Source organism: Castellaniella denitrificans, from assembly GCF_042653765.1.
GTDB lineage: Bacteria > Pseudomonadota > Gammaproteobacteria > Burkholderiales > Burkholderiaceae_B > Castellaniella > Castellaniella denitrificans.
The window spans coordinates 210,027-229,312 of the sequence record NZ_JBHSEZ010000029.1 but is presented as its reverse complement, the minus strand read 5'-3'; the positions used below and the strand labels follow the sequence as shown (position 1 = coordinate 229,312).

Below are 19,286 nucleotides of genomic sequence, written 5' to 3'. Positions count from 1 at the left end.
ACGCATGGCCTATCTTTTGCCGTAGCCATCGCCGGAGCCGGGTCGCGGTCGCACGGCGATGCCCCCTGATCACTCTCCAGGAGCCTCTCCCATGAAGCGTCGCACTTTCTTCGCCACCGCCCTGGTCGCCGGCCTGGGCCTCACCGTCCAGGCCCAGGCCGCCACGCAGTGGGACCTGGCCTCGGCCTATCCGGCCTTCAATTTCCATTCGCAGAACCTGGTCCAGTTCGCCAAGGACGTGGACGCCGCCACCCAGGGCGACCTGAAGATCACCGTCCATTCCGGCGCGTCCCTGTTCAAGATGCCGGAAATCAAGCGCGCCGTGCAGGGCAACCAGGCCCAGGCGGGCGAATTCTTCATGGTCAGCTTCCAGAACGAATGGCAACCCTTCGGCGTGGACGGCCTGCCCTTCCTGGCCAGCAACTACGAAGAAGCCTGGAAGCTCTACCAGGCCCAGAAGCCCGCCCTGGAAAAGAAGCTGGGCCAGCAGGGCATGGTGCTGCTGTACGCCGTGGCCTGGCCGCCGCAGAGCATCTACAGCAACAAGCCCATCAATTCCGGCGCCGACCTGAAGGGCATGAAATGGCGCGTCTACAGCCCCACCACCGCCCGCATCGGCGAACTGGTCGGCGCCCAGCCCGTCACCATCCAGGAAGCCGAACTGTCCCAGGCGCTGGCCACCGGCGTCATCGAAGGGCTGATCACGTCCAGCGCCACCGGCGCGGACAACAAGCTCTACGAAAACATGAAGTATTTCACCAACGTCCGGGCCTGGATTCCGAAGAACGCCGTGGTCGCCAACAAGAAGGCCGTCGAAGCCCTGTCCCCGGCCTCGCGCGACGCCCTGATGAAGGCCGCCGCGGCCGCCGAGCAGCGCGGCTGGGAAGCCTCCCGCAAGGTCGACGCCGACTCCATCGCCAAGCTGAAGGCCGGCGGCATGGAAATCGTCGAGCCCTCCGCCCAGCTCAAGGCCGACCTGGACAAGGTCGGGGACACCGTCATCCAGGAATGGACCGCCAAGGCGGGTGACGAAGGCAAGCAGATCCTGGACGCTTACCGCGCCAGCCGCTGATCATGCGCCGCTTTCTCGACGGACTCTACACCGCCAGCGCCTGGCTGGCCGGCCTGGGCATGATCGGCGTCCTGCTGATGGTGTCGATGATGATCCTGGGCCGCCTGCTGGGATTCCCGGTCGGCGGCGTCGACGCCTACGCCGGCTACGCCATGGCCGGCGCCGGCTTCCTGGCCCTGGCCAGCACGCTGAAGCACGGCGAGCACATCCGCGTCACCCTGGTCCTGGGCATGCTGCGCGGCCGTGCGCGCCGGGGACTGGAACTGGCCGCCCTGCTGATCGCCGTCGCGCTGTCGGGCTTCCTGGCCCTGTATTCGGCGCGCCTGGTCTGGCAGTCCTGGTCCTTCCAGGACATCTCCACCGGCATCGACGCCACGCCGATGTGGATCCCCCAGATCCCCATGGCCGTGGGCACCCTGGTCTTCTTCATCGCCTTCCTGGACGAGTTCTGCCTGGAACTGCTGGGCAAGCGCCAGTCCCCCGCCTCCGAGGAGCTCCACCATGAATGAGATCTCGGCCAGCATCGCCCTGATCGTCGTCCTCTTCGCGCTGCTGGGCGGCGGCGTCTGGGTCGGCCTGACCCTGGCCGGCGTCGCCTGGTTCGGCATGGAATTCTTCTCCAGCCGCGCGGCGGGCGACGCCATGGCCATGACCATCTGGGGCAGCTCCAGCAGCTGGACCCTGACCGCCCTGCCCCTGTTCATCTGGATGGGCGAAATCCTCTACCGCACCAACCTGTCGGAAAACCTGTTCCGCGGCCTGGCGCCCTGGGTCAACCGCCTGCCCGGGCGCCTGCTGCACACCAACGTGCTGGGCTGCGCGATCTTCGCCTCGGTGTGCGGATCCTCGGCCGCCACCTGCGTCACGGTGGGCCGCATGAACCTGCCGGAACTGCGGCGGCGCGGCTATCCCGACGCGCAGATCATCGGCTCGCTGGGCGGCCCCGCCACGCTGGGGCTGCTCATCCCCCCGTCCATCATCCTGATCGTCTACGGCGTGGCGGCGGAAACCTCGATCGCCAAGCTCTTCATCGCCGGGGTGATCCCCGGGCTGCTGCTCGCCCTGCTGTTCAGCGGCTGGATCGCCGGCTGGGCGCTGTTGCACCCGGATCGTGTGCCGGAATCGGCGGGCGGCCTGTCCTTCGCCGAAAAGCTGCGCGAATCGCGCCAGCTGATCCCCGTGGTCCTGCTGGTCCTGGGCGTGGTCGCCAGCATCTACAGCGGCGTGGCCACGGCCACCGAATCGGCCGCCATCGGCGTCATCGGCGCCTTCCTGCTGTCGGCCTGGCAGAAGACCCTGAACTGGAAATCGTTCCGCGATTCCCTGCTGGGGGCCACACGCCTGTACTGCATGATCGCCCTGATCCTGGCGGGCGCGGCCTTCATGACCCTGTCCATGGGCTACATCGGCCTGCCCCGCCAGCTGGCGGAATTCGTCGGCGGCCTGAACCTGTCGCCCGGCATGCTGATCGTCGCGCTCGCCCTGTTCTACGTCGTGCTGGGCTGCTTCCTGGACGGCATCTCCACCATCGTCCTGACCATGGGCGTGGTGCTGCCCATCATCCAGGCCGCCGGCATCGACCCGATCTGGTTCGGCATCTTCCTGGTCGTCACCGTGGAAACCGCCCAGATCACGCCGCCGGTGGGCTTCAACCTGTTCGTGCTGCAGAGCATGACCGGCAAGGAGATCACCTACCTGGCCCGGGTCTGCGCGCCCTACTTCGGCCTGATGGCGCTGCTGCTGGTGGTCATGTGGTATTTCCCGGGGCTGGCCACCTGGCTGCCCGGCCACATGTAGCGCAGGGAGCTGTAGTATCGTAATCGCGGGGCCGCTCCCACCGGCCCGCGCGAGGACGTCCATGACCGCCACCCTGCTGATCGACCGCCGCACGCACGACCTGGGCGGAGGCCTCGTCGTCGGCCGCGTGCTGCCCTACCGCAAGCGCCGCATGGTCGGCCCCTTCATCTTCTTCGACCACTTGGGTCCGCTGGACGTGGCGCGCGGCGCCCCGCGCGAACTGGACGTCCGGCCGCACCCGCACATCGGCCTGTCCACCGTCACCTACCTGTACAGCGGCGCCATCACGCACCGCGACAGCCTGGGCTCGCACCAGGAGATCCGCCCCGGCGAGGTCAACTGGATGACCGCCGGCCGCGGCATCACCCACAGCGAGCGGCTGGAATACGCCCGCGCCCACGGCGCCACCCTGCACGGCATCCAGGCCTGGGTCGCCCTGCCGCGCGAGCACGAGGAAACGGCGCCCGAATTCCATCACCACCAGGGCGCCGGCGAACTGCCCGAATTCCACGAGGACGGCGTCGCCGGCCGCCTGATCGCCGGCGCCATCGACGGCGCCGCCGCCCGCGTCAGGACGCATTCGCCCCTGTTCTACCTGCACTGGGACATGGCCGACGGCGCGCGCCGCGCCCTGGGCACCGACTATTCCGAACGCGCCGTCTACGTGGCCCGGGGCGCCGTCGAGCTGGACGGCCACCCGCTGTCCGAAGGCCAGATGCGGGTCCTGGAACCGGGCCGCGCCGCGCGGATCCAGGCCCGCGGCCCGGCCACCGTCATGCTGCTGGGCGGCGAGCCCGTCGGCGAACGGTTCATCCACTGGAATTTCGTCTCCTCCTCCCGGGACCGGATCGAACAGGCCCGCGAGGACTGGCGCGCCCAGCGCATGGCCCTGCCGGCCGGCGACGACCAGGAATTCATCCCGCTCCCCGAGGGCGCGGGCTAGCACCCGCCCGCGCGGCCCGGGAACCGCCCTGGCCGCGCGGATGGCCCCCTCCTCCAAACAAGGAAACACACGATGCCGCTCAAGCTCCAAGTCATCATCTGCAGCACCCGCCCGGGCCGCGTCGGCCCCGCCGTCGCGCGCTGGTTCCACGAATTCGCCCGCGGCCACGGCCAGTTCGACGCCGAACTGGTGGACCTGGCCGACTTCCACCTGCCCCTCTACGACGAGCCGGTGCACCCCCGCATGCAGCAATACGCGCACGACCACACCAAGCGCTGGAGCGCCAGCGTGGCCCGCGCCGACGCCTACGTCTTCGTCACGCCCGAATACAACTACAGCGCGCCGCCTTCCCTGGTGAACGCGCTGGACTTCGTCTACAAGGAATGGAACTACAAGCCCTGCGGCTTCGTCGGCTACGGCGGGGTTTCGGGCGGCCTGCGCGCGGTCCAGTCGGCCAAGCCGCAGGTCACCACCCTGAAGATGATGCCCATGATGGAAGGCGTCGCCATTCCCATGGTGGCCAAGCACATCCAGGAAAACGGCGAATTCGCCTCCAACGAGCTGATCGACGCCTCCGCCACCGCGCTGCTGGACGAACTGCTGCGCTGGGCGACGGCGCTGAAGACGATGCGCGCCTGACCGGACCGCCGGGAGACTCAGCGGGCCGCCGGTTCCGCGCGCGCCCGCCGCTCGAACGCTTCCAGCTCCATCGGACGCCCGAAGAGGAATCCCTGGAAGGCCGGGCAGCCATGTTCGAGCAGGAAGCGGCGGTGCGCCTCGGTCTCCACGCCCTCGGCGATCACGCCCAGGCCCAGGCTGTCGGCCAGCGCGATGATGGACCGCGCGATGGCCGCATCGCTGGGATCCCTCAGCACCCCGGACACGAAACTCTGGTCGATCTTGATCTGGGACAGCGGCAGGCGCTTCAGGTAGTTCATCGAGGAATAGCCGGTGCCGAAATCGTCCAGGGAGAAGCCCAGCCCATGCGCCCGCAGCGCACGCATGGTCTCGATGGCGCTGTCCACGCTGTGCAGCAGCAGACTCTCGGTCAGTTCCAGCTTGATCCGCGCGGGATCCGCGCCGGTATCGCGCAGCAGCGCGAGGACCTGAGCCACGAAGTCGTCCTGGCGGAACTGGCGCGGGCTGACGTTGACGGCTAGGTCCAGGCGGCCGAACACCGGATCCCCCCGCCAGCTGGCCTGCTGGCGCAGGGCCGTTTCCATGACCCAATGGCCCAGCGGCAGGATCAGCCCCGATTCCTCCGCCATGGGAATGAATTCGGACGGCGGCACCATCCCCTGCCCGGGATGCCGCCAGCGCACCAGCGCCTCGGCGCCCGTCACGCGCCCCTCGCCATCCACCTGGGGCTGGTAGAGCAGCAGGAACTGCCCCTGGCGCAACCCGTTGCGCAGCTCGGCTTCCAGCGTCGCGCGGCGGGTCACGGCCTGCTGCATGTCCGGATCGAAGAAGCGCAGCGTATCGCGCCCGGCGTCCTTGGCGCGGTACATCGCCATGTCCGCCTGCTTGAGGGCCTCGTCCACCGATTCCGCGGAGCGGTCGAGCAGCGCCACCCCGATGCTGGCCGAGAAGTGATATTCGTGCCCGGCTAGGTCGCACGGCTCGCGCAGGCGGGCCAGGAGCAGTTCGCCCAGCGCGCGCGCCTGGCCGGCGGCCTCCGGCGCGCTGGCGCTCAGGCCCGGCGCCACCACCACGAAAGCGTCTCCGCTCAGGCGGGCGACGGTGTCCTGCTCGCGCACGCTGTCGCGCAGGCGGGCGGCCACCTCCCGCAGCAACTGGTCGCCCACCTCGTGGCCCCGCGTATCGTTCAAGGTCTTGAAATCATCCAGATCCAGGAAGAACACCGCCGTGATCCGGCCCGACCGGGCCCCGCCGGCCAGCGCCCGCTGCAGGCGGTCCACCAGCAGCCGGCGGTTGGGCAGCCGGGTCAGCGCGTCGTAGAACGCCAGGTGATGCGCCTCCTCCTCGGCGGCCTTGCGGTCCGAGATGTCGACGTCGAAGCAGAACATCTCCGGCGGCTGGCCGGGCAGCTCGACGAACGCATGGCTGGAAAACACGTCCACCGGGGAGCCGTCCTTGCGCCGCAGCCGCGTCTCGCGCGCCGCGACCACCTCGCCGGTGGCGAACATGCGGTCGATGTCCTCGCGCATCCGGCCGCGCACGGCGGACGGCTCGACCAGGTCCGGCAGGCGCCGGCCCATGGCCTCTTCGGCCGTATAGCCGTAGAGCCGCTCCGCCGCCCGGTTCCAGTAGCTCAGGGTGCCGCCGGCCCGATAGCCCAGCACCGCGATCGAGGGGATGTTGAGCAGCACCGAGCGAAAGCGCAGCTCCGATTCGCGCAGGGCGCCCTCGGCCCGCTTGCGCTCGGTGATGTCGCGGGCCAGGAAGACCACGGCGGGCCGACCGTTCACCAGCGCGCCGAGCGCCTGGACGCGTCCTTCGAAATGGCACAGGCCCGCGCGCGTCCGCATCTCGTATTCGATGCTCTGCGTGCGGCCCGACCGCAGCGTGTCGCGGATCAGGGCCATGAAGCCGTCGGCCTGTCCGGCGGGCAGCACCTCGTGCATCCGCCGTCCGACCAGTTCCGACGCGCGGGCGACCAGCGGGCCTTCGTCGCGGGAAAGCACTTCCACGTAGCGCCCCTCGCTGTCGAGCACCAGCAGCACGTCGGGAATGGCCTGCGAAATGGCGCGCAGCCGGGCCGCCGTGTCCGCCAGGGCGCGCTCGGTGGCCAGCCGGTCCTCCATGTCGCGCAGCAGCAGGCCGAGCGCCACCGTGGCCAGGGTGAACGTGATCAGGAAAGGCTGGGCGACCATCGCGTTGAAATGCCGCGCCACGTCGGCGGGCAGGAACTGGAACAGGCCCAGCACCGCCGCATGCGCGAGCAGCCCGAAGCAGGCCAGCGAGACCGGATCCACGTCCAGCCACCCGAGCGCCCGCGCCCGGCGGTAGAGCAGGCCCGATGCGGCGCACAGCAGGATCACCAGCAGGCCGATGAACGCGCCCTCGCCCGCCAGCGACAGCCGCGCCGCGGCGGCCATGGCGGCCGCGACACCGGCCACGAGCGGACCGCCGAACAGGCCCGCCATGCTGAGCACCACCGAGCGCGCATCGAAGATGACGCCCCGTTCGAGCACCAGGGGCGTCAGCATGCCGACCACGCAGATGCCGCCGAAGATGACGCCCGAGAACACCCGCCCCGCCAGCGGCCGCGAACGCCACAGCCGGACGTTCACGCCGTGGAGGAAGCACAGCGCCAGCAGCAGGGAAACTCCTTTGACGAGCTCGATGAACATAGGCTGTCGCGCTTCCGGGGGGTGGCAGGCCCGCCATGCGGGATCGGCATCCACGCCTGCAAAGCGCCACTATAGCGCACGGAAGCGCGGCTTCAGCGCGCCTTCGCATCGATGGGGCCGGCATCGGCCGCCCTCGCCCGGACGGCGATGCGAGCCCCGGCGCAGCCTCAGCCGCCGGCGCCGAGTTCCTCGTGGTGCCCCGCCTCGCCCCGCTTCCAGTACGAGGCGATCCGCATGCGGCGCGGATCGGCGCCCGGCTTGGCGAGCAGCCGCTTGCGCAGCGACGACATGGCGTGGTGCTCGCCGGCGGCCCAGACGAAGCCGGAACCTTGCGGGATGTCCAGCGCGTCGGCCGCCTCGGCCAGCGAATCCACCCATTGCAGGTCCAGGTCCGCGGCGCTGCGCCAGGCGCGCCGGTCCGCCCGGTCGGTCAATTGCACCCGCACCACGGCGCGCGTTCCCGCGGGCAGTTCCGCCAGGCGGCGCTCGATGGCGGGCACGGCCGTCTCGTCGCCGAGCAGCCATTGCCATTGCAGATCGTCGGGAAGCAGCATGCTGCCGCGCGGGCCGGCCAGGCCCGCCCATTGGCCGATCGGCGCGTTGCGCGCCCAATCCGCCGCCGGCCCAGCGCCATGAAGGGCGAAATCCACCCGCAGCGTGCGGCCGGCCGGATCGAAGCGCAGCGGCGTGTAGTCCCGCATCACGGGGCGCGGCCCCTCGATGTGCGGCCGGCCGTCGACCAGGGCGGGCAGCCTCGGCTTGTCCAGTCCCGCCTGCGGCAGGATGAGCTTGACGTGGTCGTCGAAACCGGCGCTCGTGAAATCATGCAGTTCCGGGCCGCCCAGCGTCAGGCGGACGAAGCCGGGGCTGACGGGCTCGCGCGCGAGCAATTGCACGTGACGGGCCCGGAACGGATGGCGCACGCGCCGGATGATCGTCTTTTCTTCTGTGGACATGGCTCTCGATTGGTTGTTAAAGTCCACTATTATTGATTCGATAAGTTGACTTAGTCAACCATACGCCATGGATCCGTCCCTGCCCATCGAGATATTCGACAGCCTGCACGAGCTGCTGCATCTGTTCCGCGCGCGCATGCGCAAGGCCATGGAGGCCGTGCATCCGGAGCTGACCTTCAACGAAATGCGCATCCTGATGCGCGCGGGCCGGCAGCCCGGCCTGACGCAAAGGGACCTGGTGGAACGCAGCCACGCCGACAAGGCCCAGATGGCGCGCCTCCTGGCCCACCTGGAAGAACGCGGCTGGCTGACCCGCAGCGCCAGCGAAAGCGACAAGCGCGTACGATGCCTGCGCCTGAGCGCGCAGGGCCAGCGGTTCTTCGCGCAACTGCGCAAGGTCCAGGAACGCGTGGCCGCCGAACTGCTGCGGGACTGTCCGCCGTCATCGCAGGCGCAGCTGCTGGCGCTGCTGCGGCAGGCCCGCGACAGCGCCCAGGCCCAACGCGATCGCCTTGAATAGTGCGAACAGGCCCCTAGAGGCCCAGCAGCGCGTCCGAAGGGACGACCGTGCAATATTCCCCGTCCAGGTTGGCCAGTGACATCGCATGCACCTCTTCGGCGCTCCTGGCCGTCCCGTTCCAATCCGCCCTGGCGAAGGCGAAGCAGCCGTCGGCCACCAGGTAGGTCCGGAAGTCCAGGTTGCCGGCCATGCGGACGGTCGCCTCGACGGAATTGTTCGTCACGACGCCCACGATCACCAGCGCATCGTGTCCGCCGGCGCGAAGCCGCGCTTCCAGGCCGGTGCCGATGAACGCACTGTTCCGATGCTTCGCAATGACCGGCTCGCCGGCGATGGGGGCCGTTTCCGGCTTGAACACGTGCCCGGCCTGGCCCGGCCGGTAATGGGACCCGGGCTCGGTCGAATCGTGCCGCACGTGCCACACCGGCCAGCCCCGGCTTCTCCAGTGATCCAGCAGGCGGCCGATCCGCGCTTCCGCCCGAGGGTTGTTTCTCGTCCCCCAGCTCGGATGATCGATCGCCCGCTGCAGATCGATCAGCAGCAGCACGGCGCCGGAGGCTTGCTCGCAGATGATTCCCATGACTGGTCGTCCTTGTTCGATGGTCAGGATGGGTGCGTGGACCGGCCCAGGCAATCCATGACCGCGCGGATGGCCGGCGCGTGCTTCATGTCGGTATGGACGACCAGCCAGATCTCCCGGACGAGCGGAGGCGCGGCCGGGTCGGCCTCGGCCAGGCCGTCCAGCCCTTCCGCCGCGAAATCGGGCAACATGCCGACGCCGCCGCCCGCCAGGATGAAGGCCGCCTGCATTTCCAGGGTGCTGGCGCGCAGGCCGATGGCCCGGCCCGCGAGCTGCACCAGGAGACTGGCCTGCTGGGGCGCGGCGTCCATGGCTTCATCATAGGCGACGAACGCCCACGCGCCGGCCGGCGTCGCGGCGAGATAGGCCGGGCTGGCGTAAAGCCGGAACCGGGCCTCGCCGATCTTGAACGCCGTCAGATCACCCGCCGTGGGGCGGGACAGGCGGATCGCCAGGTCGGCCTCGCGGCGGTCCAGCGAAGCCTGGCGTTTTTCGCCGATCACGCGCACCCGGATGCCGGGATGCCGTTCGCGAAGCCCGGCCAGCGGACCGGCCAGCCGCGCCGCGGCATAGGCGGGCGGCGCGCTGATCACGACCTCGGCCGAGAGCGCCGACGAGCGCCCGGCCTTCAACCGCTCGACCGCGCCGGCCTGTTCCTGCATCGTCCGCGCGATCGCCGCCATCTTCCCGCCTTCGGCGGTCAGCAGGAAACGGCGCCCCCGCCGATCCACCAGCTTCAAACCGGTTTCCCGTTCCAGGCGGGCGACGCGGCGCGCCACCGTCGCATGCTCGACGCCGATCAGCCGCGCCGCACCCGACAGCGAGCCGGTATTTGCCAGCGCCGCGAAATATCGCAGGTTTTCCCAATCCATGATTGACAATTTTTTCACATTATATGTGAGAGTATAGGGAATTTATTTCCATATCAGAGCGTGGGATGATCCCTCCATCACGAGACAGGAGAGATCCAGATGGACAGGAAAATCCAGATCGCCGACACCGGCGGAATCGATCGGCTGCACGTTTCGGCCGATACGCCGGCCGAGCCCGGCCCGGGCCAGGTCCGCATCCGCCATGAGGCGATCGGCGTCAGCTTCATCGACATCTACCACCGTACCGGACTCTACCCGCTGCCGCTGCCCGCCACGCTCGGCGTCGAAGGCGCCGGCGTGGTCGAGGCCATCGGCCCCGGCGTGACCCGCCTGTCGCCGGGCGACCGCGTGGCCTACGCCGGCGCCCCCGTCGGCGCCTATGCCTCGACGCGGCTGCTGCCGGAAGCGCGCGCCGTCCTCCTGCCCGACGACATCCCGGCGCAAGCGGCCGCCGCCTCCATGCTGCGCGGCATCACCGCCCACATGCTGCTGACCCGGACCTTCCCGGTCGGGCCCGGGACCACGGTGCTCATCCATGCCGCCGCGGGCGGCACGGGCGCGCTCCTGTCGCGCTGGGCCAAGCATCTGGGCGCCACGGTGATCGGCACGACGAGTTCCCAGGAAAAGGCCGGACTGGCCCGCCAGGCGGGCGCCGACCATGTCATCGTCGGCCGCGACGCGGATCTCGTCGGCGAGGTCCGGAATCTGACGGACGGACGCGGCGTCGACGTCGCCTACGACGGCATCGGCGGCGGCATGCTGGCGCGGACGCTCGCGTGCGTGCGGCCGTTCGGCACCGTCGCCAGCATCGGCCAGGCGGCCGGCCCCATCCCGCCCCTCGACCTCGAGGACCTCGGCCCTCGACGTTCCCTGTCGCTGGCGCGCCCCAGCTTCATGGCCTATGCCTCCGACCCGCCGACCTACCGGGCGGCGGCCGCCGCCGTCCTGTCCATGATGCGCCAGGGCATCGGCGGCACCGTCGGAGCCATCTACGCGCTCGAAGACGTCGCGCGGGCGCATGCCGACCTGGAGGCCGGACGCAGCACCGGCAGCGTGCTGCTCGTGCCCTGAGATCCGGCGCCTGCGGCACGCCGATCCCGTCATGGCCAATCCCAACCGCTTCCAGTTGACCGCCACACCACTCGACCCGATCCACGCGACGCGCCTCTCCAGGGTTTTACCCAATTGACGTAAATGAACGATTCATTGGGATGAATCAATTCGCCAACGGTGCGCACCCATCTAGAATGCCTATAGATGGAGGACACTTATGTGGGTCAGCAATACGTGGAAACAGGAATGTCTTCAATTGCGCGCGGAAGTCGGGCGCCTGCGCGAAGCGCTGAAAACGGCTGACGACGCCGAGCCCCCCGCGGCCGGGGCCGCGTTCCAGGGCGTGAGCCGCAGCCAGCTCGAAGGCGGGGTCATGCTGGCGCAGATCGGCACGGGCATGACCGCCAGTGCCGACATGCTGGAAAAAGAACGCGAGGGGCTGTCCGTCCTCGACCAGGTCTTCCAGCAGGCCAAGAGCGCGGTCGAGCGCCTCAACGAACGCACCGCGCTGGTGCTCGAACACGCCCGCTCCAGCTCCGGGGCGGCCGAGACGCTGGACCAGACCGCGCACCAGATCCAGTCGCTGGTTTCGAACATCCAGGAAATTTCCAATCAGACGAATCTGCTGGCGCTGAACGCCGCCATCGAGGCGGCGCGCGCCGGCCAGGCGGGCCGCGGATTCGCCGTGGTCGCCGCCGAAGTGCGCCACCTGGCCGGCAAGGTCAGCAGCGCCAGCGCCGACATCCAGGCGCTGGTGCAGCAAATCGGCCAGGAAACCAGCGCCATCCACGCCATGGTGGACCGGACCACGCAATGCGCCGGCGACATCGCGGTCTCGGCGCGGCAGATCGATGGCGAGGTCGACGCGCTCGTCCAGCATTCGGAAAACATGCAGGCCGTCATCGGCCGGGTCGCGGTCGGCGCCTTCCTGACATCGGTCAAGCTGGACCACGCCATCTGGAAGAACCGGGTGTACCAGCAGATCATCGATGGCGCGTTCGAAGCCGGCCTGTCCGACCACACGTCCTGTCGCCTGGGAAAGTGGTACTACGAAGGCCAGGGCGCGCGATTCTATTGCCATACCGCCGGCTACCGCGCCATCGAGGCGCCGCATGCCGCCGTCCATCGCCACGGTCTGGACGCGCTGGCGGCCGGCGGCGAAGGCGACTGGGATGGGATGATGCAGCATCTGCTGGCCATGGAAAGCGCCAGCCGCGAGGTGGTGAGCGCCATCGACAGGCTGCAGGCCGAAGCCGCCTGAAGGCCCGGCGCCCGACGACAAAAAAGCCCGCAAGACATGGATTCTTACGGGCTTTTTCGGGTTTCCCCGGTATTCGATGGTGCCGTCGGCGAGACTCGAACTCGCACAGCTTTCGCCACTACCCCCTCAAGATAGCGTGTCTACCAATTCCACCACGACGGCCAGGTTCTTTCCTGGGAAAGCGGTAGATTCTAGCATGAAGACAGCCCATTTGCCGTACAGCGCATCCAGGCACGGACCGGTGCGGACGGGGTCGCGGACGTGGCGCGCGCCGTCCGCACCGGACGTGAAGGATCCGCCCTCCGGACGCCAGGCCGCGCTTTTCGCGGCAAGCCGATTCCATTTTGATGTTCATCAAATTGAAAATTCGATCGGCCCAAAATGCAATATCAATCATGGCGTCAATATGGAATCGCTGTGTATGATGTTGCGGGAACAATTAATAACAAGACCGCGACAGTTCTTGCGGGCACGTCCATGTCGACGAAATTATTCTGGCGTTTCGCCGCCATTCTGTTATGCCTGTCCGGACTGGCCGCCTGCTCGGACCAGGATCGGCCCCGCGTCGACACCCTGGTCGCGCCCGCCCCCACCGGGCCCGCCGCGCCTCCAGCACCCACAGGCCCCCGGATCGCACTGCTGCTGAAATCGCTGTCGAACCCCTATTTCCTGGAAATGGAACAGGGCGCGCGGCGCGCCCAGACGGAATCCGGCGCGAAACTCTTCGTCCGTTCCGTCGGCTCGGAAACGTCGATCGACCAGCAGATCCAGTTCATCGAGAAAATCATCGCCGATCGATCCGCCGACGCCATCGTCCTGGTGCCGACCGATTCCGAGCGACTGATTCCCTCCGTCATCGAAGCCGGCAAAGCCGGCATCCCCGTGATCGTCGCCGACACCCCGCTGAACGAAGGCACGCCGGCCGCGGGCGGTTTCATGCCCCCGGCATTCGTCGGCATCGACAACGCCAAAGCGGCCTACCAGGCCGTCCAGGCACTGAGCGCCGGACTGCCGCCGGGAGCCGAGGTCGCCCTGATGGAGGGCAATTCGAACGCGTTGAACACCCGGGAACGCGGCCAGGGCGCGCGCAAGGCCTTCACCGAGGCCCGCATGAAACTGGTCGCCAGCAAAAGCGCCTGGACCCTGGAAGAGGCCTACGAAAACACCGGCACGCTGCTGCGGGACCACCCGAACCTGCGCGGCATCTACTGCGTCAGCGATTTCATCGCCCTGGGCGTGATGCAGTACCTGGCCGACCACGGCATCATGCAAGTGCGGGTCGCCGCCTTCGACGGCATCCCCGAGGCCCGCGCCGCGCTGGCGGCCGGGCGGATGGCCGCCACGATCGACCAGCGGCCCGACCGGCAAGGCTATCTGGCCGTCAAGGCCGCCCTCGACATCCTGGCCGGCAAGCCGGTCCCGCGCCGGATCGAAGTCGACACCTTGCTGCTCACCCAGACCCATCCCGGCCAGCCATGAGATTCAAAGGCAACATTTCCCTGAAACTGGCCGGATTCCTGCTCGCCCTGTGCGCTCCGCCGTTCCTGCTCTACCAGGCGCTGGCCTTCAACATCGTGCGGGAAACCATCGTGGACATGGCCCGCCGGCAAAGCATGAATCTGCTGGCCGACCAGGAAGCCTATCTGCAATTGCAGCTCGAGCGCATCGAGGACCTGCTGCACAACATCGGCACCATCGACGAAATCAAGCTGGTCCTGGGCCGGACGGACGCGCGCGCGCCGGACGCCGCCGGCATCCCGTCCTTCCGTTTCCGCTCGCTGGAACAGCTCTCGACGCAATCGCGCATCAGCACGCTCATGAGCGGCTACGGCAGTCTGGCCGGGCTGGTCTCGATCGAGCTGTTCACCTACGACGGGCGCCACTACCACGTCGGCGACACGCTCGACGGCAATCAGGTGGATGAGGCCGAGCTGAACGCGCTGATGAAGGAATCCCGGCGGGCCGGCACCGGAATTCACTGGCACGGCATCCGCGACAACGTCAACATCGTGTCCGACCGGCGCAAGGTCGTCACCGCCAGCCAGACCTTGTGGCAGACCGGCCCCGACGGCGAGGCCGAAAAGCCGCTGGCGATGCTGCTGGTGAACTACGATCCCGCCGCCCTGTACCGGCACCTGGAACACCTGGAAATCGGGCAGGACGCGCAATTGCTGGTCATCGACGCCGCCGGCGACATGCTGTACCACCCCGACGCCGCGCTGATCGGACAGCCCATCTCGCCGGAGATCAGCCGCCTGCTGTCCGGCCACTCGGGAACCCGGGACCTCTGGCTGGCGAACCGGCCCACCCTGATGAACTACCGCTGGCTGCCGAAGAAGAGCTGGTACGTCATCAGCCTCGTACCCGAGGACACGCTGCTCGCCCCCCTGCGGCACATCACCCAGGCCGGCGGCGCGCTGCTCGCCATCATCCTGGCCCTGATGATCTGGCCGAGCTGGCTGTTCGAGCGGCGGATCATCCGGCCGATCCACGCCCTGTCGGAAGGATTCCGGTCCTTCCGGGCCAAGCGCATCCCCGCCGGCTGGCGCATGCCGCCCATGAAGTCCCTGCACGAGATCAACCAGCTGATCGGCTGGTTCAACGCCTTCCTGGAAAGCGTCGAGATCCAGCACCGCGCCGAGGCGGACCTGCGGATCGCCGCCACCGCCTTCGAGTCGCAGGAAGGCATCATCATCACCGACGCCGACACGAAAATCATCCGCGTCAACCGCGCCTTCGGCGCCATCTCCGGCTACCGTCCCGATGAAATCCTCGGGCAGCCCGTGCGGATGCTCAAGTCCGGCCGCCAGACGCTCGCGTTCTACCAATCCATGTGGGGCGAGATCCTGGCCCTGGACAAATGGCACGGCGAAGTCTGGAACCGGCGCAAGGACGGCACGATCTACCCCGCCTGGCTCACCATCACGGCGGTACGCGATCCCCAGGGACAGGTCACGCACTACGTCGGCACCCTCGTGGACATCACGCGTCGCAAGCAGGCCGACGAAAAAATCGAACGGCTGGCCTTCTACGACACACTGACGAAGCTGCCCAACCGCCACCTGCTGCAGGACCGACTGCAGGCGGCCTGCGCCCGGCCCGGCCCCTACGAGCGCATCGGCGCGCTGATGCTGATCGACCTGGACAATTTCAAGGTCATCAACGATACCCAGGGACATGACCTGGGCGACGAACTGCTGCGGGAAGTCGCCCGGCGATTGAGCAACCGGATCCGCGAGGACGGCACGGTCTTCCGCCTGGGCGGCGATGAATTCGTGGTCCTGCTCCTGGACCTGGGACCGGACATCGGCGCCGCGGCGGCCCGCGCCCGCTCACTGAGCCAGGATCTGCTGGCGAGCCTCCAGGCCCGCTACGGCCTGGGCAACCGCGTCCACCGCTGCACGTCGAGCATCGGGATCGCGCTGCTCGACACCCCGGACAGCCGCCCGGCCGAACTGCTCAAGCGCGCCGAACTGGCGATGTACGCCGCCAAGGCGGCCGGACGCAACGCCGTGCGCCTGTTCGACCCGGCCATGCAGAAATCGGCCGACGAATACGCCGACCTGGACAGCCGCCTGCACAGCGCCATCGCGCTGCGGCAGCTCGAACTGCACTACCAGGTCCAGGTGGACACCGCGGGCCGGCCGATCGGCGCCGAGGCGCTGCTGCGCTGGCGCCACCCCGAGCGCGGCCTGGTCAGCCCGGGCGTGTTCATCCCGGTGGCCGAACAATCGGACCTGATCGTGCAATTCGGCGACTGGGTGCTGGAGACCGCCTGCCGGCGGCTGGTGGCCTGGTCCGCCGATCCGTTCCTGTCCGGGCTGACGCTGGCGGTGAACGTCAGCGCCCGCCAGTTCCACCAGCAGACCTTCGTCGAGCAGGTGCTGCGCATCCTGGAAACCACCCGGGCGCCGGCCGGCCGGCTGAAGCTGGAACTGACCGAGAGCATGGTCGTCGGCGACATCCACGAGGTGATCGACAAGATGCGGGCGCTGCGGGCGCACGGCATCCATTTCTCGCTGGATGACTTCGGCACCGGCTATTCTTCGCTGAACTACCTGCGCCAGCTACCGCTGGACCAGTTGAAGATCGACCAGTCGTTCGTGCGCAATGTCGCCCATGAGGCATCGGACGCGGCGATCGTCCAGACGATTCTGGGGCTGACCAGCACATTCGGCCTGGCGGCCATCGCCGAAGGGGTGGAAACCGAGGAACAGCGGAGCTCGCTGGCGCGGCTGGGCTGCTTCGCCTACCAGGGCTATCTGTTCGGGCGGCCGTTGCCCGAAGACGACTTCCTGGCGCTGGCCCGCCGGCTGTCGGATGGAGCCGGCCCCGGCCGGCTCGCGCCGGCCATGGAATAGGCGTCCCCGCCTTATTTCTTCTCGGCCGGAGCGGCCGGCACGGACGGCACCGAGGCATCGCCCGCAGGCGGCACGGCGGGCACGGCGGCGGCCGGCGCGGAGGGCTCGGCGCCCTTGGACGGGGCGGCGGGCACGGACGGGACGGCGCTGCCGCCCACGTCGGGCACGGCGGAGCCGGCCGGAGCGGCTTCCTTGGCCGGGGCCGTGAAGCCCTGCATGATGCCGGACTCGATCGGCGAGCCGGCGGGATGGTGGGCCACCCAGGCCAGGCCGCCGGTGGTGACGAAGAAGACGATGGCCGCCCACTTGGTGGCGCGCGACAGGAAATTGGCCGCTCCGGCCGAGCCGAACACGCTGCCGGCCGAGCCGCTGCCGAAGGCGGCGCCCATGTCGGCGCCCTTGCCCTGCTGCAGCAGGACCAGCACGATGACCAGAATCGAGGAAATGACCTGCAGGGTCAGCAGGATCGAGGAAAGCCATTGCATGATGAGAGGACTCCGGACCTTATGGGTGTGCTCGGATCAGGCGGCCGCGGCCGCGATGTCGAGGAATTCGTCGGCGACGAGCGACGCGCCGCCCACCAGGGCGCCGTCGATGTCGGGTTGGGCGAACAGGGACGCCGCGTTGGCGGCCTTGACGCTGCCGCCGTAGAGAATGCGGGTCTGCCCGGCGCCGTGCCGCGCCAGGGACGCGCGGATGAAGGCGTGCACGGCCTGGGCCTGTTCCGGCGTGGCGGTGCGGCCGGTGCCGATGGCCCAGACGGGCTCGTAGGCGATGACCATGCGCGCCAGGGCCTCGGCGCCCAGCGCCAGGACCGGATCGAGCTGATCGCCGATGACGCATTCGACCTGGCCGGCGTCGCGGTCGGCCAGGGTCTCGCCCACGCAGACGACCGGGGTCAGTCCCGCCGCCAGCGCGGACGCGGCCTTGGCCGCCACCAGGGCACTGGATTCGCCGTGCATGGCGCGGCGTTCGGAATGCCCGCACAATGCCCAGGCGCAGCCGAAATCGGCCAGCATGGCCGGGGCGACTTCGCCGGTGTAGGCGCCGTGCGTGTGGACGCTGACGTCCTGGGCGCCCCAGGAAACCGGCGTGTCCGCCAGGGCGTCGCGCGCCTGCGCCAGGTAGGGGAACGGCACGCACACGGCCATCTGGGCGCCGCCCGCGCGCGCCGCGCCCGCGACCAGGCCATCGAGCAGCGCGGCATTGGCCGCGAGGCTGCCGTGCATCTTCCAATTGCCCATGACGAGGCGCGTGCGAGTGTGGCTCATTGGTGTCGTCGATCCAGTCAAACCGGGATGATTACGGCGTGCGCCCGCTTTTCCCGGGGAAAAGCGGGCCCGACTCCGCAAAGAGTAACCCTGAATTGTAGCGTGTTTGCGCGTGCCGCGCCGACCCCCTTGACATGGCCCTCTCCATCCATACAAGCGGCCCGGGCGGGCCCGGCCTTCGAGCCCGGCATGCGATCACATCCTGTATCTTGTGCATGCAAAACGCGGGTGCATTCAGGTTATAGTCAGAGACACCATCCCGGCATCCGCTCGCGCGGCTGCCAAAGACCGATAGGGGGATCGCATGCCGGCCAACACCACCGCCTGGAACCCGTCGCTCAAATTCCTGCATTGGGCCTTGTTCATCGTCATCGCCGCGGCGGTGACCTGTGTGCTCATCGCCAGCGGCTACGAACGCGGCGATCCCGCCAAGGGACAGTTCATGTTCTTCCACAAGAGCCTCGGGGTGACGGCCCTGGCCTTGATGATCGCCTGGGTGATCACGCGGCTGAACGCCGGCCGACCCCTCCCCGTCGGGCAGACATGGCAGCTCCGCCTGGCGGCGACGGTCCACTGGGCCATGGTCGTCCTGGTGCTCGCCCTGCCGATCGCCGGCCTGCTGATGTCGCAATTCGCGCAGCAATCCGTCGACGTCTTCGGCCTGTTTTCCATCCCGGTCTGGCTGGGCGAGGACAAGGCGATGGCCAAGGCCATCCACACGGTCCACGCGGGATTCGCCGGGCCGATCCTGGTCGGCCTGGTCGTGCTGCACATCGTCGGCGCCCTATGGCACCATTTCATCGACCGTGACGGCACCCTGACGCGGATGCTCCCCGGAAAAGGCCGCTGACGCCGTCAGGCCAATACACGCGGCTGGGCGGGACGCGTGGGCGCCCGCATGGGCGCGGGCACTCGCGCCGGCCCCGGTCGCGTCGGCCTGGTTCAGGGTGAAGGTGGCGACCAGGCGGGCCAGGGTGTCGGCCTGCTCCCGCAGGCTGGATGCGGCGGCGGCCGACTCTTCCACCAGGCTGGCGTTCTGCCGGGTGACGTCGTCCATCTGCGTGACCGCCGAGTTGATCTCCTCGATGCCGGTGGTCTGCTCGCGGCTGGCCGCGCTGATCTCGCCCATGATGTCGGTGACGCGGTTGATGCCGTCGACGATGTCCTGCATCGTGGCGCCGGCGCGCGAGGCCTGCTCGTTGCCCTTGGCGGCGGATTCGACCGAGGTGTCGATCAGGCCCTTGATCTCCTTGGCCGCGCCGGCCGAACGCTGGGCGAGCGCCCGG

Annotated in this window: 18 protein-coding genes, 1 tRNA gene and 1 pseudogene; 12 read left to right on the top strand and 8 right to left on the bottom strand. The window is 68.8% G+C overall.

Features of this window, described 5'->3' with window-relative positions; genetic code table 11:
* Positions 1–91: 91 nt before the first annotated feature.
* The 5 genes from ACFO27_RS16165 (at position 92) to ACFO27_RS16145 (ending at position 4,451) form a co-directional block, all read left to right on the top strand.
* Positions 92–1,072 carry a TRAP transporter substrate-binding protein gene (locus tag ACFO27_RS16165; RefSeq protein ID WP_376818229.1) on the top strand — a complete coding sequence of 327 codons (981 nt, stop codon included), beginning with the start codon at positions 92–94 and terminating at the stop codon, positions 1,070–1,072.
* A 2-nt stretch (positions 1,073–1,074) separates the two neighbouring features.
* The gene (locus ACFO27_RS16160) at positions 1,075–1,581 is read left to right on the top strand and encodes a TRAP transporter small permease (protein ID WP_376818228.1); all 507 of its coding nucleotides are present in this window, start codon (positions 1,075–1,077) and stop codon (positions 1,579–1,581) included.
* Positions 1,574–2,869, top strand: coding sequence for a TRAP transporter large permease (locus ACFO27_RS16155; protein ID WP_376818227.1), 1,296 nt, complete (start codon positions 1,574–1,576; stop codon positions 2,867–2,869). Before ACFO27_RS16160 ends, ACFO27_RS16155 begins: the two co-directional genes overlap by 8 nt.
* 61 nt (positions 2,870–2,930) lie before the next feature.
* Complete coding sequence (locus ACFO27_RS16150; RefSeq protein WP_376818226.1) at positions 2,931–3,812, top strand: pirin family protein; 882 nt, start codon at positions 2,931–2,933, stop codon at positions 3,810–3,812.
* Between the two features lie 72 nt (positions 3,813–3,884).
* Positions 3,885–4,451, top strand: coding sequence for an NADPH-dependent FMN reductase (locus ACFO27_RS16145; RefSeq protein ID WP_376818225.1), 567 nt, complete (start codon positions 3,885–3,887; stop codon positions 4,449–4,451).
* Positions 4,452–4,468: 17 nt separating this feature from the next.
* Here the strand turns inward: ACFO27_RS16145 and ACFO27_RS16140 are convergent, their stop codons facing one another.
* A complete protein-coding gene (locus ACFO27_RS16140) occupies positions 4,469–7,126 on the bottom strand; it encodes an EAL domain-containing protein (RefSeq protein WP_376818224.1) in 2,658 nt (885 codons plus the stop codon).
* Between the two features lie 167 nt (positions 7,127–7,293).
* Entirely contained in the window at positions 7,294–8,082 is a 789-nt protein-coding gene (locus tag ACFO27_RS16135) for a siderophore-interacting protein (protein ID WP_376818223.1), read from the bottom strand.
* A gap of 67 nt (positions 8,083–8,149) precedes the next feature.
* Here ACFO27_RS16135 and ACFO27_RS16130 point away from each other — a divergent pair, with 67 nt between their 5' ends.
* A complete protein-coding gene (locus tag ACFO27_RS16130; RefSeq protein WP_376818222.1) occupies positions 8,150–8,602 on the top strand; it encodes a MarR family winged helix-turn-helix transcriptional regulator in 453 nt (150 codons plus the stop codon).
* Between the two features lie 13 nt (positions 8,603–8,615).
* On the opposite strand, the gene ACFO27_RS16125 is transcribed toward ACFO27_RS16130, so the two are convergent.
* On the bottom strand, positions 8,616–9,182 hold the full coding sequence (locus ACFO27_RS16125) for a cysteine hydrolase family protein (protein WP_323023603.1): 567 nt from the start codon (positions 9,180–9,182) through the stop codon (positions 8,616–8,618).
* A 23-nt stretch (positions 9,183–9,205) separates the two neighbouring features.
* Positions 9,206–10,054, bottom strand: coding sequence for a LysR family transcriptional regulator (locus ACFO27_RS16120; RefSeq protein WP_376818221.1), 849 nt, complete (start codon positions 10,052–10,054; stop codon positions 9,206–9,208).
* 99 nt (positions 10,055–10,153) lie between these two features.
* On the opposite strand from ACFO27_RS16120, the gene ACFO27_RS16115 reads away from it, so the two are divergent.
* The 3 genes and pseudogenes from ACFO27_RS16115 to ACFO27_RS16105 all read left to right on the top strand — a co-directional run bounded on the left by ACFO27_RS16115 (position 10,154) and on the right by ACFO27_RS16105 (position 12,368).
* Entirely contained in the window at positions 10,154–11,125 is a 972-nt protein-coding gene (locus ACFO27_RS16115; protein ID WP_376818220.1) for a quinone oxidoreductase family protein, read from the top strand.
* Between the two features lie 199 nt (positions 11,126–11,324).
* Positions 11,325–11,963, top strand: a pseudogene (locus tag ACFO27_RS16110) (methyl-accepting chemotaxis protein); the annotation flags it as partial.
* Between the two features lie 33 nt (positions 11,964–11,996).
* On the top strand, positions 11,997–12,368 hold the full coding sequence (locus tag ACFO27_RS16105) for a CZB domain-containing protein (protein ID WP_376818298.1): 372 nt from the start codon (positions 11,997–11,999) through the stop codon (positions 12,366–12,368).
* A 77-nt stretch (positions 12,369–12,445) separates the two neighbouring features.
* On the opposite strand, the gene ACFO27_RS16100 is transcribed toward ACFO27_RS16105, so the two are convergent.
* A tRNA-Leu gene (locus tag ACFO27_RS16100) sits at positions 12,446–12,530 on the bottom strand.
* Between the two features lie 315 nt (positions 12,531–12,845).
* Between ACFO27_RS16100 and ACFO27_RS16095 the strand changes: the two genes are divergently transcribed.
* Both ACFO27_RS16095 and ACFO27_RS16090 read left to right on the top strand, forming a co-directional pair.
* Entirely contained in the window at positions 12,846–13,847 is a 1,002-nt protein-coding gene (locus ACFO27_RS16095; protein ID WP_376818219.1) for a substrate-binding domain-containing protein, read from the top strand.
* Positions 13,844–16,729 (top strand): bifunctional diguanylate cyclase/phosphodiesterase, encoded by a 2,886-nt coding sequence (locus ACFO27_RS16090; protein WP_376818218.1) that lies wholly within the window; start codon positions 13,844–13,846, stop codon positions 16,727–16,729. Before ACFO27_RS16095 ends, ACFO27_RS16090 begins: the two co-directional genes overlap by 4 nt.
* A gap of 11 nt (positions 16,730–16,740) precedes the next feature.
* On the opposite strand, the gene secG is transcribed toward ACFO27_RS16090, so the two are convergent.
* Positions 16,741–17,214, bottom strand: a complete 474-nt coding sequence (gene secG / locus ACFO27_RS16085; RefSeq protein WP_376818217.1) for a preprotein translocase subunit SecG — start codon at positions 17,212–17,214, stop codon at positions 16,741–16,743.
* Between the two features lie 36 nt (positions 17,215–17,250).
* Positions 17,251–18,000, bottom strand: a complete 750-nt coding sequence (gene tpiA / locus ACFO27_RS16080) for a triose-phosphate isomerase (protein ID WP_376818216.1) — start codon at positions 17,998–18,000, stop codon at positions 17,251–17,253.
* Between the two features lie 304 nt (positions 18,001–18,304).
* On the opposite strand from tpiA, the gene ACFO27_RS16075 reads away from it, so the two are divergent.
* Complete coding sequence (locus tag ACFO27_RS16075; RefSeq protein WP_376818215.1) at positions 18,305–18,850, top strand: cytochrome b; 546 nt, start codon at positions 18,305–18,307, stop codon at positions 18,848–18,850.
* Here the strand turns inward: ACFO27_RS16075 and ACFO27_RS16070 are convergent.
* Positions 18,785–19,286 (bottom strand): methyl-accepting chemotaxis protein (locus ACFO27_RS16070; protein ID WP_376818214.1); only part of this gene is annotated, 502 nt, incomplete at its 5' end. The two genes, ACFO27_RS16075 and ACFO27_RS16070, sit on opposite strands and share 66 nt — an antisense overlap.